15 protein-coding genes are annotated in these 15649 nt (G+C 43.7%); 12 read left to right on the forward strand and 3 right to left on the reverse strand.

Going from position 1 to position 15649, the window contains the following annotated elements; genetic code table 11:
* Window positions 1-75 precede the first annotated feature (75 nt).
* The 3 genes from A1359_RS09655 (at window position 76) to A1359_RS09665 (ending at window position 3135) form a co-directional block, all read left to right on the forward strand.
* The gene (locus tag A1359_RS09655) at window positions 76-798 is read left to right on the forward strand and encodes a DUF445 domain-containing protein (RefSeq protein WP_066981870.1); all 723 of its coding nucleotides are present in this window, start codon (window positions 76-78) and stop codon (window positions 796-798) included.
* Window positions 735-1577 (forward strand): alpha/beta fold hydrolase, encoded by an 843-nt coding sequence (locus A1359_RS09660; protein ID WP_332310078.1) that lies wholly within the window; start codon window positions 735-737, stop codon window positions 1575-1577. The genes A1359_RS09655 and A1359_RS09660 overlap by 64 nt, the downstream gene beginning before the upstream one ends.
* 328 nt (window positions 1578-1905) lie before the next feature.
* Window positions 1906-3135, forward strand: coding sequence for a pyrophosphate--fructose-6-phosphate 1-phosphotransferase (locus A1359_RS09665; RefSeq protein WP_066981631.1), 1230 nt, complete (start codon window positions 1906-1908; stop codon window positions 3133-3135).
* 55 nt (window positions 3136-3190) lie between these two features.
* Here A1359_RS09665 and A1359_RS09670 read toward each other — a convergent pair whose 3' ends face one another.
* On the reverse strand, window positions 3191-3658 hold the full coding sequence (locus tag A1359_RS09670; RefSeq protein ID WP_066981634.1) for a nuclear transport factor 2 family protein: 468 nt from the start codon (window positions 3656-3658) through the stop codon (window positions 3191-3193).
* A 100-nt stretch (window positions 3659-3758) separates the two neighbouring features.
* Here A1359_RS09670 and A1359_RS09675 point away from each other — a divergent pair, with 100 nt between their 5' ends.
* Window positions 3759-4373, forward strand: coding sequence for a TetR/AcrR family transcriptional regulator (locus tag A1359_RS09675; RefSeq protein ID WP_066981637.1), 615 nt, complete (start codon window positions 3759-3761; stop codon window positions 4371-4373).
* Here A1359_RS09675 and A1359_RS09680 read toward each other — a convergent pair.
* A complete protein-coding gene (locus A1359_RS09680) occupies window positions 4353-7037 on the reverse strand; it encodes a cation-transporting P-type ATPase (RefSeq protein ID WP_066981640.1) in 2685 nt (894 codons plus the stop codon). The genes A1359_RS09675 and A1359_RS09680 overlap by 21 nt on opposite strands.
* A 172-nt stretch (window positions 7038-7209) precedes the next feature.
* Between A1359_RS09680 and A1359_RS09685 the strand changes: the two genes are divergently transcribed.
* A complete protein-coding gene (locus tag A1359_RS09685; protein WP_066981643.1) occupies window positions 7210-7419 on the forward strand; it encodes a hypothetical protein in 210 nt (69 codons plus the stop codon).
* A 51-nt stretch (window positions 7420-7470) separates the two neighbouring features.
* Here the strand turns inward: A1359_RS09685 and A1359_RS09690 are convergent, their stop codons facing one another.
* On the reverse strand, window positions 7471-8223 hold the full coding sequence (locus A1359_RS09690) for a HesA/MoeB/ThiF family protein (protein WP_066981646.1): 753 nt from the start codon (window positions 8221-8223) through the stop codon (window positions 7471-7473).
* A 145-nt stretch (window positions 8224-8368) separates the two neighbouring features.
* Here A1359_RS09690 and groES point away from each other — a divergent pair, with 145 nt between their 5' ends.
* From groES to tssC, 7 genes are all read left to right on the forward strand, one after another.
* A complete protein-coding gene (groES, locus tag A1359_RS09695; RefSeq protein WP_066981649.1) occupies window positions 8369-8656 on the forward strand; it encodes a co-chaperone GroES in 288 nt (95 codons plus the stop codon).
* 51 nt (window positions 8657-8707) lie between these two features.
* Window positions 8708-10357: a chaperonin GroEL gene (gene groL / locus A1359_RS09700; protein WP_066981653.1), complete on the forward strand. Its 1650-nt coding sequence runs from the start codon at window positions 8708-8710 to the stop codon at window positions 10355-10357.
* 305 nt (window positions 10358-10662) lie between these two features.
* Complete coding sequence (locus A1359_RS09705) at window positions 10663-11610, forward strand: GGDEF domain-containing protein (protein ID WP_066981656.1); 948 nt, start codon at window positions 10663-10665, stop codon at window positions 11608-11610.
* Between the two features lie 91 nt (window positions 11611-11701).
* Window positions 11702-12442: an Hpt domain-containing response regulator gene (locus A1359_RS09710; RefSeq protein WP_066981659.1), complete on the forward strand. Its 741-nt coding sequence runs from the start codon at window positions 11702-11704 to the stop codon at window positions 12440-12442.
* A 97-nt stretch (window positions 12443-12539) separates the two neighbouring features.
* Window positions 12540-13577: a type VI secretion system protein TssA gene (gene tssA / locus A1359_RS09715; RefSeq protein ID WP_066981661.1), complete on the forward strand. Its 1038-nt coding sequence runs from the start codon at window positions 12540-12542 to the stop codon at window positions 13575-13577.
* 24 nt (window positions 13578-13601) lie between these two features.
* On the forward strand, window positions 13602-14135 hold the full coding sequence (gene tssB, locus A1359_RS09720; protein ID WP_066981665.1) for a type VI secretion system contractile sheath small subunit: 534 nt from the start codon (window positions 13602-13604) through the stop codon (window positions 14133-14135).
* A 3-nt stretch (window positions 14136-14138) separates the two neighbouring features.
* Window positions 14139-15629: a type VI secretion system contractile sheath large subunit gene (tssC, locus tag A1359_RS09725; RefSeq protein WP_066981667.1), complete on the forward strand. Its 1491-nt coding sequence runs from the start codon at window positions 14139-14141 to the stop codon at window positions 15627-15629.
* Window positions 15630-15649 lie beyond the last annotated feature (20 nt).

The raw sequence follows: 15649 nt of genomic DNA on the forward strand, positions 1-15649 counted from the left end.
CATCGTTGGGCTTTTTTTTTGTCATTACTTTATCAAATGTCCAGAATTAATAATAGATTTTCAGGTGACACAAAAATGGAAAGAATCGTTAATAAAAGTACTGTAACTAATTTAATAGCGGTGATAATAATTTTGACAGGTTATATCTGTCCGTTTTATCCGGAAATTACCAAAGCGATTGGTTTCTTTGCTTTTTCAGGTGCTGTAACCAATTGGCTTGCTATTCACATGTTGTTTGAAAAAGTACCTTTATTATATGGTTCTGGAATAATTCCTGCGCGTTTTGAGGAGTTTAAAGTTTCTATTAAAAAATTAATGATGGAGCAGTTTTTTACGCTTGATAATATTGAACACTTTATCGAAAGACAAGAGCAAGAAGGTAGTAAGGTTTTAAACATAAACCCACTTTTGAATGCCGTAGATTATGAAAAAATATATGAAGGCTTGGTATCGTCCATCATGAATTCCTCTTTTGGTAGTATGTTGATGATGATGGGAGGAGAAGAGGCGTTATTGCCACTTAAGCAGTCATTTATCGAAAAAATGCGGCATACTTTACAAGATATGGTTGAATCTGATCGGTTTAAACATGCGCTACAGCAAAGTTTGAATGCGCATAAAATTGGAGAAGAGTTGACCGGTAAAATTGAGGACGTCATTGACAAGCGCTTGAGCGAGTTAACACCACAAATGGTCAAAGAAATTGTGCAAGCCATCATTAAAGAACATTTAGGTTGGTTGGTCGTTTGGGGAGGCGTATTCGGGGGTTTGTTGGGTGCTTTGTTTGGTTTTGCTTGATATCAATGAAGTCTGTTGATCTGGTTTATGAAGTTTATGGTGGTGATAATGATTACCCGCTAATCATTTTGCACGGATTCTTAGCATCATCAAGAAATTGGCGCACAGTTGCCAAGCGTTTATCTGCAGATTATCTGGTTTATGTGTTGGATATGCGCAACCATGGTGCTTCTCCGCATTCAGAACAGATGGATTATCCGGAAATGGCCTATGACATAGTCTGTTTCATGGATCAACTGGGACTGCAAAATGCGCATGTGCTTGGGCACAGCATGGGTGGAAAAATTGCCATGTGGCTTGCCTTACATCATCCGCATCGGGTTAAAAATCTGATGGTGGCCGACATAGCGCCCGTCAATTACAAGCACAGTTTTGACGAGATGATCCAATCACTTAAACAGTTGCCTCTAGATCAAATTACTAATCGTAAAAACGCAGAATTATATTTGGCAGAAGCTATTCCTGATACTGCTTTTCGGCAGTTTTTGTTGCAGAATTTGTTGTTAAAGGATGGCTGTTATTGTTGGCGGATCAATCTCGATATTATTCAGAAGACTGCGCATTCCATTGTAGATTTTCCTGAGTATTCTACGCAGCATTATTCTGACAAAGTCTTGTTTATTGCTGGTGAGCGTTCTACATATATCGACCCAGAAGCTGTTTTCAAATCTTTTCCTCGGGCAAAAATTGTAACAATACCTGATACAGGTCATTGGCTTTATGTCGAAGCCCCAGATGAGTTTTGCCAAATTATTAATACTTGGCTTAAGGGTGAATGAAAATCTTACCGACTAGTATGTTATGCGTATCGGTGATGCCGACGTATGATTGTATGCGAAGTAAAATAATAACAACCAATACTATTGCAGTTTCCTATATGGCTAGTTTTTCCAACTTCAATATTTAAATTTGGCTTTATTGTTATTAGCAGCCTGAACAGATAGCTACACTGCATAAGCACGAAACGCTATGGCTGACAAAGCAAATGCATGTGTTAAAATTATCAGTTAGTAACATTATCATGCAATTGGCAGGCGCATTTATGCATTATATGAAGTTAGATCGATTGCCATCTGTTGTTTTTCTTAACCTTAATATTCTATGCTTATGAACAAACCCAAAAAAGTTGCAATTCTTACCGCAGGCGGCTTGGCGCCTTGTTTGAACTCAGCGGTCGGCAGTTTGATTGAACGCTATACTGAAATCGATCCCAGTATTGAAATTATTTGCTACCGTGGTGGCTATAAAGGATTATTGCTGGGCGATTCCTATCCGGTTACCACAGAAGTTCGCCAAAAAGCTGGTTTACTGCAATCTTTTGGTGGTTCGATCATTGGCAACAGCCGGGTCAAACTAACTAATGTTAAAGATTGTGTAAAGCGTGGTTTGGTTAAAGAGGGCGAAGATCCGCAAAAAGTGGCGGCTGATCAATTAATCAAAGACAATGTTGATATTTTGCACACCATAGGTGGGGATGATACCAATACTGCTGCGGCCGATTTGGCTGCTTTTTTGGCTAAAAACGACTATGGTCTTACTGTAATTGGTTTGCCAAAAACAGTTGATAACGACGTATTTCCTATCAAACAATCTTTAGGTGCTTGGACTGCTGCCGAGCAAGGTGCTCGTTATTTCTGGAACGTGGTTGCCGAGAACAACTCCAATCCGCGTATGTTGATAGTGCACGAAGTAATGGGGCGTAACTGCGGATGGTTGACTGCTGCTACTGCGCAAGAATATCGTAAATTGCTGGATCGTGCCGAGTGGTTACCAGAATTAGGCCTGTCTCGTGAATCGTATGAAGTGCACGCTGTTTTTGTGCCGGAGATGGACATTGATTTGGCTGCAGAAGCAGCTCGTTTGCGTGAAGTGATGAATAAAGTTGACTGCGTTAATATTTTTGTTTCCGAAGGTGCAGGTGTCGATGCCATCGTGGCAGAACTGCAAGCCAAAGGGCAAGAAGTGCCGCGTGATGCTTTTGGTCATATCAAACTGGATGCGGTCAATCCAGGTAAATGGTTTGGTGAACAGTTTGCCCAAATGATAGGTGCTGAAAAAACTTTAATCCAAAAATCTGGTTATTTTGCCCGTGCCGCCGCGGCTAATGTTGATGATATGCGTTTGATTAAATCCTGCGCAGACTTGGCTGTGGAATGTGCTTTTCGTCGGGAGTCCGGTGTCATGGGACATGACGAAGATAACGGTAATGTTTTGCGGGCGATTGAGTTTCCACGTATCAAAGGTGGCAAACCTTTTAATATCGATACTGATTGGTTTACCCAAACGCTGGCGGAAATTGGTCAGCAAAAAGGTGCTAAAGTCGACGTTAGTCACTAATCCGCTATAAGGAGCATGATCAGCCGGTATTTACTGGCTGATCTTCATGCTAATCTCAAAGCCCTAATTCACTCAGTCCGGGATGATTGTCAGGTCGCCGTCCCAGTGGCCAATGAAACAAACAATTTTCCGGTTTAATCGGTAAATCATTGATGCTAGCGAATCGCTTCTGCATTAGGCCGTATTCGTTAAATTCCCAGTTTTCATTGCCGTAGCTACGAAACCAGTTGTCGGCATCGTCATGCCATTCATAAGCAAACCGGACAGCAATTCGATTACCTACAGTTGCCCATAATTCCTTGATTAAACGGTAATCAAGTTCTTTGGCCCATTTGCGTTGTAAAAACTCTCTTACATGTGCGCGACTAATTGGAAATTCTGTTCGGTTGCGCCAAATTGTATCTTCAGTATAAACCTGCGCTACCCGGTCAGGATCGCGACTATTCCATGCATCTTCAGCCATGCGTACTTTTTGTGTGGCGGACTCTAGAGTAAAAGGAGGTAGAGGTGGTTTGGTTTCCATGATTTTTATCTCGCAGTGATAAATGAAAAGCAGAGGTAGACAGTTCTGTCTACATTGAAGATGGTAGCAACAGTAGACAGTTCTGTCTACAATAAACATTATGAATTTGAAACAGACAACTTTTATTTCTGATAAACCCGCGCGTGAGCGGATTTTATTAACTGCACATGACTTGTTTTACCGCGATGGCATTCGCGCTAGCGGTATCGACCGAGTCATTGCCGAGGCAGGCGTCAGTAAAGCTACGTTTTATCGGCATTTTCCCAGTAAGAATGAGTTGATAAGAGCATTTTTGAGTTATCGACACGAACGTTGGTTAAGTTGGTTTAAACAGGCTTTGCAACATCAGGGAGCAGATTTAGGCTTGATGTCGTTGGTCCCGGTGATGGAAGAGTGGTTTAATAATCCCTTATATCGAGGATGTGCATTTATAAACACGGCTGCGGAGTTTGGCGATAGCTTGCCAGAAGCTTTGGAATTATGCCTGAGTCATAAACAGGATATGGTCAACGTTATTGCTACGCTTTTGCCTGTTAACGAATCGCAGATGATCTTGGCGAACGCGGCGGCTGTTGCAATTGATGGTGCAATTGTTCGGGCCCAGCTCGAATCGCAAATAATTCAGTCGAAGACGGCGCTAACAGCACTGGCTTTGATTTTGGACATATTAAATCAATCCTCAATACTATCGTCATTATCCAAACTTTCTAAATAGCAATTTCTCCAAACCTACAGTGCAATAAACTATCAATCCGGCGGCGAAGATTAACAGCCATTCATCAATACCGATGGCTTCGCTGCCAAATAATGTTTGCATAGGCGGCCAGTATGTGAATAAGGCTTGTAGTAGGATCATGCTAAAAACACCAAAAATGACCCATAAATTGGAAAATAACCCCACTTTAAACATTGAGTATCTTAAAGATCGACAATTAAATAAATAAAACAGCTCGCAACAAACAAATACATTGACTGCAACAGTGCGAGCTTTGGCCAGCGATTCGCCATGGCTTAACTCCCATTCGAATAGGCCGAAGGCACTTGTCAATAATAGCAAGCCCACTAAGCAAACTCGAAAAACCAGGTGTTTTGTCAAAATGGGCTGATTTGGGTTACGCGGTTGTCTATCCATCAACCCCGGCTCCTTGGGTTCAAAAGCTAGCATTAAGCCCAACAATACCGCTGTAGTCATATTGATCCAGAGGATTTGTACCGGTGTGATAGGTAAGGCGACGTTTGCAAATACAGCGGCCATAATCAACAAACCCTCACCCAAATTAGTCGGTAAAGTCCAAGCGATAAATTTCACCAGATTGTCAAAAACGCCGCGGCCTTCCTCTACTGCCGCTTCGATACTGGCAAAGTTATCGTCAGTCAATATCATGGCTGCGGCTTCTTTGGCGACTTCTGTACCGCCCAAACCCATAGCGATACCTATGTCGGCTTGACGCAATGCCGGAGCATCATTGACACCGTCGCCTGTCATGGCAACTACGTGTCCATTGGCTTGCAGTGCTTCAACCAGTTGTAGCTTTTGCGCGGGTGCAATACGGGCGTATACAGCGCACTCATTCAATAGTTGCTTATACTGGTTTGCATTCAGGGTTTGTAGTTCTGCACCACTGATAACCCGATCAGCATCTTTCATGCCCAGCTGCCGGGCGATTGCCAGTGCGGTTATCGGGTGATCGCCAGTGATCATTTTTACCTGAATGCCAGCTCGATAACAGGCGGCAATTGAGATCGCTGCTTCCGGGCGAGGTGGATCAATCATAGCCTGCAAGCCAAGAAACGTCAGACCACTGCGTACTTCGTCATGTTGCACCACATTATCAAAATGGTCACAACGAGCAAACGCTAACACCCGTAAACCTTGATTAGCCATACCTGCGACTTGTTCCAGTAGCGCTTGTTTGTTAATTGGGATGGGTTGCATTTGTGCATCAAAGGCACTATCGCAACGGTCCAACAAGCTCTCCAGTGAGCCTTTTAGATAGATATATCTTTGTTTCTGTTTAAGGTTGTGGTTCAGTGTGACCATGAACTGATGCTGGGATTCAAAAGGAATAGCATCAAGTCGAGGGTGATCATCGCTGATACGTGCATGATGCAAGCCAGCCTTCTGTGCCACAACCAATAAAGCAGCTTCAGTCGGATCACCTTCTATGCACCATTTGGATGATTCGGAGTAGAGTCTGGCATCGTTGCAAAGCAGGCCAGACTTAAGGCTTTCCAATAAGGTGGGGTAAGTGTTTACATTGATTACTTTACTATTGAGATGGAATTCACCGTCAGGATTATAACCACTGCCGCTGACTGTAAAGTATTCGCCACCGGCATAGACGGCTTGAACCGTCATTTGGTTTTGCGTCAGGGTACCGGTTTTATCAGAGCAAATCACGGTGGTGCCACCCAGTGTTTCCACAGCCGGTAGTTTGCGGATAATGGCATTTCGTTTGGCCATCCGCGATACGCCAATCGCCAGTGTGATAGTCAGCGCAGCCGGTAATCCTTCCGGAATGGCACCAACGGCTAAAGCCACAGACGCCATAAACATGTTTAGCATCGATTCACCACGCCAGACGCCGACAGCAAAGGTAATTACCGCAAAATCGATAATCAGCCACAATAACAATTGGCTGAACTGGCTCATTTTTTGGGTCAGAGGCGTGTCCAGGTCGGTAGCGTTGGCGATCATACGATTGATCAAGCCAATTTCAGTGAGATCTCCGGTTTCAACCACGACCCCCAAACCGCTACCAAAGGTTACCAATGTAGATGAGTAAGCCATATTAATTCGGTCGGCTAAAGTAGCACTTGCGTCCAAAAGCTGAGGCTGCTTTTCTACCGGTACGGATTCTCCGGTGAGTGCGGATTCATCAATTTGCAATTCGCGGCACTGTAGTAAACGTAAGTCGGCTGGAATTTTATCGCCCGATTGCAAAATGACCATGTCGCCCGGCACCAACTCGTTTGCCGGAATGATGCGTCGCTGTTCATCACGTAATACAGTACAGCTGACATTTAAAACACGGGATAAGGCGTCGATGGCTCTTAAGGCATTGATTTCTTGAAAAAAACCGATGAAAGCATTGACCAAAACCACGCCGAATATGACGCTGCTATCCACCCATTCCTGTAAAAAAGCCGTAATGCTACCGGACAGCAGCAGAATATATACCAGTGGTTGGTTAAATTGAGATAAAAGTAGCTTAAATGCACTTTTTCCACGAGGAGGCGTTAAACGATTTTGGCCGTATTGGGCCAAACGTTGTTCAGCCTCGTTTTCACTCAAGCCTTGTTTTAAGTCTGTATCCAAAACACTCAACAGGGCGTCCGATGACAGGCTATGCCAAGATGATTTCTTTGAAGTATCCATAGTCGTTAGATTATACGTTAGTGGCCCTTATCAACATTGTGTTGTTAAAGTGTTGGGTGCCTGCTGTTGGTCTTATAAGTTTTCATTTTTGCTTGTACACTATTTAGGATAAGGTTATATTCTACAAGCAGATTTAGGGTTTATTTATAAAACAATATATTGGAGGGATTTAATGACAGGTGATGTGATTGAGGTTTGGGTTTATATGCTGCTTTTGGCATGCTTTTCATTTGCACCGCTGGCCTACTTTGTTTACATGTATACCATGAAACATGGTGAGCCATTTGGCAACATTGAACCACATGGTGATAGTGAGTCTATGGTTTTGGATATAGCAGGCAATCTAATAGATAAGGTAAAAGGCTTTGTGGTGAAAAAATAAAATTACCAGTAAGCTAAAAAAGCCGGGTTTGACCCGGCTTTTTTGTAGTTGTCAAATTTTATTGTCGCCGCAGGTGGGGCAGGTTGGGTTTTTTTTCAGTCGTAGGCTTTGCCATTCCATACTTAGGCCATCCAGTAATAGCAGACGACCAGTCAAGTTTTCGCCGATTTTCATGATAAGTTTCATGGCTTCCAAAGCCTGAACACTACCGATAATGCCGGTAATGGGTGCTAAAACACCATTGTGGGAGCAGTTTTGTAATTCCTCGCCATCGCTTTGGTACAGGCAGTTATAACACGGGCTGTTATTGCTGCCAGGCGTGAATACGCTGACTTGGCCTTCAAATCGAATGGCCGCACCCGATACCAATGGGGTGCGTTGGTCTACACAGGCCCGGTTGATAGCAAACCGAGTGCTGAAATTATCGCTGCAATCCAACACCACATCTACCGCAGCTACTTCTTTAAAGAGTGTTTCATCTTGTAAGCGGGCTTTATGGGCCAAAACATTGATTTCAGGATTAATGATTTTCAGTGTGTTTAGGGTTGAAATTACTTTGTCCAACCCAATATCGTTAGTGCCGTGGGCAATCTGGCGTTGCAAATTGGTTAAATCCACTTGGTCGTCATCGTAAATTGTGATTTGTCCAACACCAGCCGCAGCGAGATACATTGCTGCGGGTGAACCGAGACCGCCAGCGCCGATGATTAATACCTTCGCGTTAAGCAGTTTTTGCTGTCCAGCAATATCGACTTGCGGCAGCATGATTTGGCGGCTATATCGGAGCAACTGTTGGTCATTCATAATTTTTTAGTGTGATGAGTAGGGCGATGATAATGCCAAATAGCTTGACAGAGTGCAAAAGCTCGATATTATTAGCACTCGTTGCTAGAGAGTGCTAATAGTTTAGTTTAATCTTTAACTTTTAAAACCCAATAAGGAGACATTGATGAAAATTCGTCCGTTACATGACCGCGTTGTCGTAAAACGTGTTGAGGAAGAAACCAAAACCGCTGGCGGTATCGTATTGCCAGGTTCTGCCGCAGAAAAACCTAGTGAAGGTGAAGTATTGGCAGTGGGTTCCGGTAAAGCCTTGGACAACGGCCAGGTACGTGCACTGGAAGTTAAAGTCGGCGACAAAGTGTTGTTTGGCAAATACTCCGGAACTGAAGTCAAAGTCGATGGCGAGCAACTGATCGTCATGCGCGAAGAAGACATCATGGGCATCCTGGGTTAAGACCTAGGTACGGTTGTTTATCAATTCACTAAAATTTCAGGAAATTAAGAAATGGCAGCAAAAGACGTAAAATTTGGCGGCGACGCTCGTACTTTAATGGCGCAAGGCGTTAATATTTTAGCAAACGCAGTAAAAGTTACTTTAGGTCCAAAAGGCCGTAACGCTGTATTGGATAAAAGCTTCGGCGCTCCAACCATCACTAAAGACGGTGTATCTGTCGCTAAAGAAATCGAATTGCAAGACAAATTCGAAAACATGGGCGCGCAAATGGTCAAAGAAGTGGCTTCAAAAACTTCTGACGTTGCTGGCGACGGCACCACCACTGCAACTGTTCTGGCGCAATCCATCGTTAATGAAGGCTTAAAATCAGTCGCAGCGGGCATGAACCCAATGGACTTGAAACGCGGTATCGATTTGGCTGTAACTGCTGCGGTTGCTTCAATTGAAAAAGCGGCAACACCTTGCGCAGACAACAAAGCCATTGCCCAAGTAGGCACCATCTCTGCAAACTCTGATGAGTCTGTGGGTCAAATCATTGCCGAGGCTATGGAAAAAGTCGGTAAAGAAGGCGTTATCACTGTTGAAGAAGGCACCGGTCTGGAAAATGATCTGGATGTAGTTGAAGGTATGCAATTCGATCGCGGTTACCTGTCTCCTTACTTCATCAACAAACAAGACAGCATGAGCGTTGAGCTAGACGATCCGTTCGTTTTGCTTTACGACAAAAAAATCTCCAATATTCGTGATTTATTGCCGATTCTGGAAGGCGTGGCCAAATCCGGTCGTTCATTATTGATCATTTCTGAAGATGTTGAAGGCGAAGCCTTGGCAACCCTGGTTGTTAATAACATGCGCGGCATCGTTAAAGTTGCTGCAGTTAAAGCACCTGGTTTTGGTGATCGTCGCAAAGCCATGTTGGAAGACATCGCTGTTTTGACAGGCGGTACAGTGATTTCTGAAGAAGTCGGTTTGTCTTTGGAAAAAGCTGATCTGGATCAATTAGGTACTGCCAAACGGGTTCAAATCAACAAAGAAAACACCACCATCATCGATGGTGCTGGCGACGAAGAACAAATCAAAGGCCGCGTAGCGCAAATCCGTGCCCAAGCTGATGATGCCACTTCCGACTATGACCGTGAAAAACTGCAAGAACGTCTGGCTAAATTAGCAGGCGGTGTAGCAGTTATTAAAGTCGGTGCCGCCACTGAAGTTGAAATGAAAGAGAAAAAAGCTCGCGTTGAAGATGCGCTGCACTCAACTCGCGCTGCGGTTGAGGAAGGTGTGGTTGCCGGTGGTGGTGTTGCGTTGATTCGTGCACTGTCTGCTCTGGAAGGTTTGGAAGGCAAAAACCACGACCAAACCGTTGGTATCAATATTCTACGTCGTGCGATGGAAGAGCCTTTGCGCCAAATCGTCACTAACGCTGGCGACGAAGCTTCTGTTGTATTAAACGAAGTGAAAAAAGGCAGTGGTAACTTTGGTTACAATGCGGCCACTGGCGAATACGGCGACATGATCCAAATGGGTATTCTGGACCCTGCAAAAGTTACTCGCTCAGCACTGCAAAATGCAGCATCTGTTGCCAGCTTGATGATCACAACCGAAGTGATGGTTGCAGATCTGCCGGCTGACAGCAAGGCCTCTGCAATGCCTGATATGGGCGGCATGGGTGGTATGGGTGGTATGGGCGGTATGATGTAATTACCGCTTTAAGCCTAGCTTGAAGAGAAAAAGCCTCGACACTTTTGGGCGTCGGGGCTTTTTTATGCGTGTTATTATTCAATTCATGCAGTTTCATAAACACATTTGTTGCTGATAGATAATGCGATATATTGGGTTCGCGCTCATTCATGCTAGAGCTGAAAAACTTAAAGCTTGAGCCTCTAAGAATCGTTGTATTAACAAGGTGGATGGAGATAGAGAAATATTCTCAGTGGGCTGCTGGATAGGGATGTCTTTAGCTGATCGACCATCCTGGTTAAAATTATTGGTTCGTATATTCATTAATGAGCGATTCAAGTCAAAAAGCTACTCTGTTGCCGTCTACTACCTTGGTTAACGAGGTGGTCAACAATGTTCGCGCCCAACTCGTGCTTGACCCCTATCTGGTTATTTTGTCCGGCTGTGATCGGGGTAGGCAATTTAAACTGCATCAGCTCTCTTACGTGATCGGTCGCTGCCATGAAGCGGATATTGTGATAGGCGATCCGAAAATCTCCAGAAGACACGGCGTATTTTCCATTTTCAAGGATAGGATTTTATTTGAGGATTTACAGTCGACTAATGGCAGCTATCTTGCTGGTGAGCGAATTGAAAAGTGTTGGCTGAATGTACATGACCGAATTCTGGTCGGCGATACGCTTATGCGTATTGACTATAAATGTTATAACGAAGCCGAATCTGAGCAAGCGCTGTATAGAGCTGCTTACACCGATGCATTAACGGGTATCTTCAATCGAGGCGCGTTTATGCAGCGTGCTCAGGAAGAGTTTTCATTTTGTAAGCGAAATAATGTCTTGATGAGCATCGTTATGAGCGATGTTGATCACTTTAAAGACATCAATGATAGCTATGGGCATCCGGCCGGTGATCAGGTTTTAATGGAATTGTCCGCTATTCTTGCCGAACAAATGAGAAAGGAAGACTTACTTGCACGCTATGGCGGCGAAGAATTTATCATGTTATTGAGGGAGACGTCTGCAGATGCTGCCGCTGGTTGGGCGGAAAGAATCAGGCAAATAGTGATGCAGTATCCCTTCGCCTATAAAGGCCAATCGATACCTGCAACGATCTCAATCGGTATTTGTACCCGGCGGATATCAACGCTCGATTCATTACACGCGATAATTCGGATTGCAGACGATGCCTTATATCTTGCCAAGCGAAATGGTCGGAATCGGTTGGAAATAGCGCATTTCACTGATTCCTCGATCAGCGGTAATGATGTCAAATAACTCATCTATGCTGTTATTCTCCGTGAGAATTTTGTGATATTTAACAGCTTAGAATAGCTATCCTCTACACCCTCCAGCAAAATTATTCAATATGATTTTAACTGAGTTATCCATCCTGATTGCTGACGACAACGAGATGAATCGTTGGCTTTTAGCAGAACAATTAAGCGTTTGGAGCAATGATGTCGCGTTGGCTTGCGATGGTCTGGAAGCTTGGAATTTATTACAGGATCGGCAGTATTCAATGGTGTTTCTGGATGTGAATATGCCAGGGCTGAATGGTTTTGAATTAGTGAAAAAGGCTAGGACAGAATCGCTTAATCGTTTGACGCCCATCATCGCAGTGACAGCTCATATACAAACTCATCAGCGGTATTTGTTGATTGAAGACGGATTTAATGAATGCCTGGTTAAACCCATCGTGCTGGCGGACTTACAACATGTGTTATCAAATTGGTGTGCGCCAACTGCCACAGTAAGCAGCCAATACTATGCACAAGCTTTATTAAAAAAAACTGAGCATAATCCAGCGTTGGGGCAGGTTTTTTTTCAAAAAATGCTGCAAGAAGTGCCTACTCAATTAGTTGATTTAGGGCAGGCCTTGCAAGATCAGCAATGCCAAATAGCCTTGGATATTGCGCATAAATTACATGGCAGTTTTTGTTTTTCAGGTTTTGATGATTTACGCGCGATTGCCGGACAATTGGAGCAGGATTTACTCAATATCGATCTGCCAAAAGCTAACCAACAATTTCAACGATTAACTAATGGGTTTGCAAATTTATTAAACTTGCAAAACGACGTTATAGCTAATTTGTTTGGAGACTTTTAAATATTAGAAAATGCTAAAAATCTAAAAGCCTTTTACTTTTGCGCAAACTGGACTAGGCTAGGACAGTTGAATTTTTATAAAACCTCAAAAGGCATCCATGGCTGACTTGTTGGCATTACTTGACGAAATTTCATCGGATAAACCTTGCGGGGATTATCTGGAATATGATCCGGCCTACCTTGAGTTGGGAAAAGATATTCTTGGTAAGCCCGAGGACCCCATTACAGGGGAAAGTGCCCAGCCACCTAATTGGCGCGATATTCAAAAAAAAGCCTTATCCATATTGCAACATAGCAAAGATTTGCAGGTTGTAATCTATCTTATTCGGGCCTTGATTGATCAAGAAGGCTTGACGGGTTTTCATTCTGGTTTAACGCTGTTACGAGGACTTTTGGAAAAATATTGGGATGAAATTCATCCAATACTGGATCCAGAGGATGATTTGGATCCAACTGCCCGGGTTAACATTCTGGAAGAATTGAATAATTTTGAATCCGTGCTGAGGCCTTTAAGTCTTATGCCGTTGATTAATTCAAAATCGGCCGGTCGCTTTAGTTTACGTGACATTCATTTAGCCACTGACAAACTGGATGTGCCAGAAGACACAGTCAAACCCGATATCGGCTTAATCAAAGCCGCGTTTATAGATGTCGCAGCGGAAGTTGTAGCGGCAAGCTATCAAGCCATTAATGAAACTATAGACATCGTTCAGAAAATTGATGCGCTGGTGGGTGAAAAAGTTGGCATAGAAAACCGGCCGGATTTGTCTGGCTTGGCGGCTTTGCTTAAAGAGATGCAACATGTATTTGAAAACTATGCGGTTGCAGAATTATCTGGTTCGAGCGCACAACCAGAAGAAGAGGATCTGAGTGAGGGGGCAATTCAGCAAGTCTCTTCACGGAAACCAGTAGCTATAGGTGGTGTTAATTCCAGGCAAGATGTACTAAAAACCCTGGATCTGATCTGTAAGTATTACGCGGAACATGAACCCTCCAGCCCTGTGCCCATTCTACTGAACCGGGCAAAAAAATTAGTCACTGCAGATTTTATGCAAATTGTGGAAAATCTGTTGCCGGATAGCATGTCTCAGTTACAACAGATCAAAGGTCCTGATCCGGAAGCGGATCAATATTAATCATTATCAAAAATGGAGTAGGAAATGGCAGAAAGTAGTCAGAAGTTTATACAGCGAAACCGGGCACCACGTGTTCAAATTGAATACGATGTAGAAGTTTATGGCTCTGAAAAAAAAGTGCAACTGCCTTTTGTGATGGGGGTATTGTCCGATCTTTCCGGTAAGCCTTCTGAGCCGTTACCTGCTGTGGCGGATCGCAAGTTACTGGAAATTGATGTGGATAATTTCAATGATAGGCTGAAATCCATGAAGCCGAGAACGGCTTTCCAAGTGGCTAACACCCTGACGGGTGAAGGTAATTTAAATGTCGATATCACCTTTGAAAGCATGGATGATTTTTCTCCGGCAGCGGTGGCAAAAAAAGTAGCCGGTCTGGATAAAATTGTTGAAGCCCGAACACAATTAGCCAATTTGATTACGTATATGGATGGCAAGACCGGTGCAGAAGATTTGATTGCTAAATTGATCAATGACCCGGCTTTATTGCAAACCTTGGCAGCAAAAGCAAAACCGGCTGAAACCGATGCCGCCGAAACTGCTGAAGGAAGTGAGGAGTAACTTATGGCTGAATTAGACACACAAGCTCAGCAAGGAGCTACAGAAACACTTGAGCTGGATGATTTTTCGGCATTACTGTCAAAAGAATTTAAACCGGGTACAGAGGCGGCTAATCAGGTTAATAACGCGGTGTCTACCTTGGCGCAATATGCCTTGAAAGATGTTGCCAATATATCTGATGACGCGATCAAGAGCATACAATCTATTATTGCCAGTCTGGATCAAAAGATCTCCGAACAATTGAATTTAGTATTACATCATCCGGATTTTCAGCAATTGGAAGGTGCTTGGCGCGGTTTGCATTATCTGGTGAATAACACCGAAACCGATGAAATGCTAAAAATCAAAGTTTTGAATATTTCCAAAAAGGAATTAGGCAAAACCCTAAAAAAATTCAAAGGTACAGCCTGGGATCAAAGTCCTTTATTCAAAAAACTGTATGAAGAAGAATTTGGTACTTTCGGTGGTGAACCGTTTGGTTGTTTAGTCGGTGATTATCATTTTGATCACACCCCGCCCGATGTTGAACTATTGGGCGAAATATCAAAAATTTCCGCAGCATCACATACGCCTTTCATCGCTGGCGTAGCACCATCAGTCATGCAAATGGAGAGTTGGTCCGAACTGGCTAATCCAAGAGATTTGACCAAAATATTTCAAACACCTGAATACGCCGCTTGGCGCTCCTTACGTGACTCTGACGATGCGCGTTATCTCGGTTTGGCCATGCCGCGTTTTCTTAGTCGTTTGCCTTACGGTAGTAAAACCGACCCGGTGGATGAGTTTGATTTTGAGGAAGACACTTCCGGGGCCAACAGTAATAAATATACTTGGTCTAACGCCGCTTATGCGATGGCTGTTAACATCAATCGTTCATTCAAACTATATGGATGGTGCTCGCGTATTCGAGGCATAGAGTCCGGTGGTGCTGTAGAAGGTTTGCCAGTGCATACTTTCCCGACTGATGACGGTGGGGTGGATATGAAATGTCCTACCGAAATTGCTATTACCGACAGACGCGAAGCTGAGTTGGCGAAAAGTGGCTTCATGCCGTTGATACACAAGAAAAACTCAGACTTTGCTGCATTTATTGGTGCGCAATCGCTACAAAAACCGGCCGAGTATGATGACCCTGATGCGACTGCCAATGCTAATTTAGCCGCGCGTTTGCCTTATTTGTTTGCCACCTGCCGTTTTGCGCATTATTTAAAATGTATTGTGCGCGACAAAGTCGGGTCATTTAAAGAACGCGAAGACATGCAAAAATGGTTGACCAGTTGGGTGAATAATTATGTCGATCCGAATCCTGAGATGTCCGATGAACTCACTAAATCACGTAAACCATTGGCTGCAGCTGAAGTAGTGGTAGAAGAGGTGGAGGGTAATCCAGGTTATTACACCTCAAAATTTTATCTCAGACCACATTATCAATTGGAAGGGTTAACCGTATCTTTGCGATTGGTGTCTAAATTACCTTCTGTAAAAGGTGGTTAAATTAAGGGATAGATTCAATA

The organism is Methylomonas lenta (genome assembly GCF_001644015.1).
GTDB lineage: Bacteria > Pseudomonadota > Gammaproteobacteria > Methylococcales > Methylomonadaceae > Methylomonas > Methylomonas lenta.

What these genes read in the sequence shown, in the direction of transcription:
- A1359_RS09705 (WP_066981656.1), top strand. Translation starts at nt 10,663, where the DNA reads ATGAGCGATTCAAGTCAAAAAGCTACTCTGTTGCCGTCTACTACCTTG.
- A1359_RS09675 (WP_066981637.1), top strand. Translation starts at nt 3,759, where the DNA reads ATGAATTTGAAACAGACAACTTTTATTTCTGATAAACCCGCGCGTGAG.
- A1359_RS09670 (WP_066981634.1), bottom strand. Translation starts at nt 3,658, where the DNA reads ATGGAAACCAAACCACCTCTACCTCCTTTTACTCTAGAGTCCGCCACA.
- A1359_RS09685 (WP_066981643.1), top strand. Translation starts at nt 7,210, where the DNA reads ATGACAGGTGATGTGATTGAGGTTTGGGTTTATATGCTGCTTTTGGCA.
- A1359_RS09710 (WP_066981659.1), top strand. Translation starts at nt 11,702, where the DNA reads ATGATTTTAACTGAGTTATCCATCCTGATTGCTGACGACAACGAGATG.
- groES (WP_066981649.1), top strand. Translation starts at nt 8,369, where the DNA reads ATGAAAATTCGTCCGTTACATGACCGCGTTGTCGTAAAACGTGTTGAG.
- A1359_RS09655 (WP_066981870.1), top strand. Translation starts at nt 76, where the DNA reads ATGGAAAGAATCGTTAATAAAAGTACTGTAACTAATTTAATAGCGGTG.
- tssB (WP_066981665.1), top strand. Translation starts at nt 13,602, where the DNA reads ATGGCAGAAAGTAGTCAGAAGTTTATACAGCGAAACCGGGCACCACGT.
- groL (WP_066981653.1), top strand. Translation starts at nt 8,708, where the DNA reads ATGGCAGCAAAAGACGTAAAATTTGGCGGCGACGCTCGTACTTTAATG.
- tssA (WP_066981661.1), top strand. Translation starts at nt 12,540, where the DNA reads ATGGCTGACTTGTTGGCATTACTTGACGAAATTTCATCGGATAAACCT.
- A1359_RS09665 (WP_066981631.1), top strand. Translation starts at nt 1,906, where the DNA reads ATGAACAAACCCAAAAAAGTTGCAATTCTTACCGCAGGCGGCTTGGCG.
- A1359_RS09680 (WP_066981640.1), bottom strand. Translation starts at nt 7,037, where the DNA reads ATGGATACTTCAAAGAAATCATCTTGGCATAGCCTGTCATCGGACGCC.
- tssC (WP_066981667.1), top strand. Translation starts at nt 14,139, where the DNA reads ATGGCTGAATTAGACACACAAGCTCAGCAAGGAGCTACAGAAACACTT.
- A1359_RS09690 (WP_066981646.1), bottom strand. Translation starts at nt 8,223, where the DNA reads ATGAATGACCAACAGTTGCTCCGATATAGCCGCCAAATCATGCTGCCG.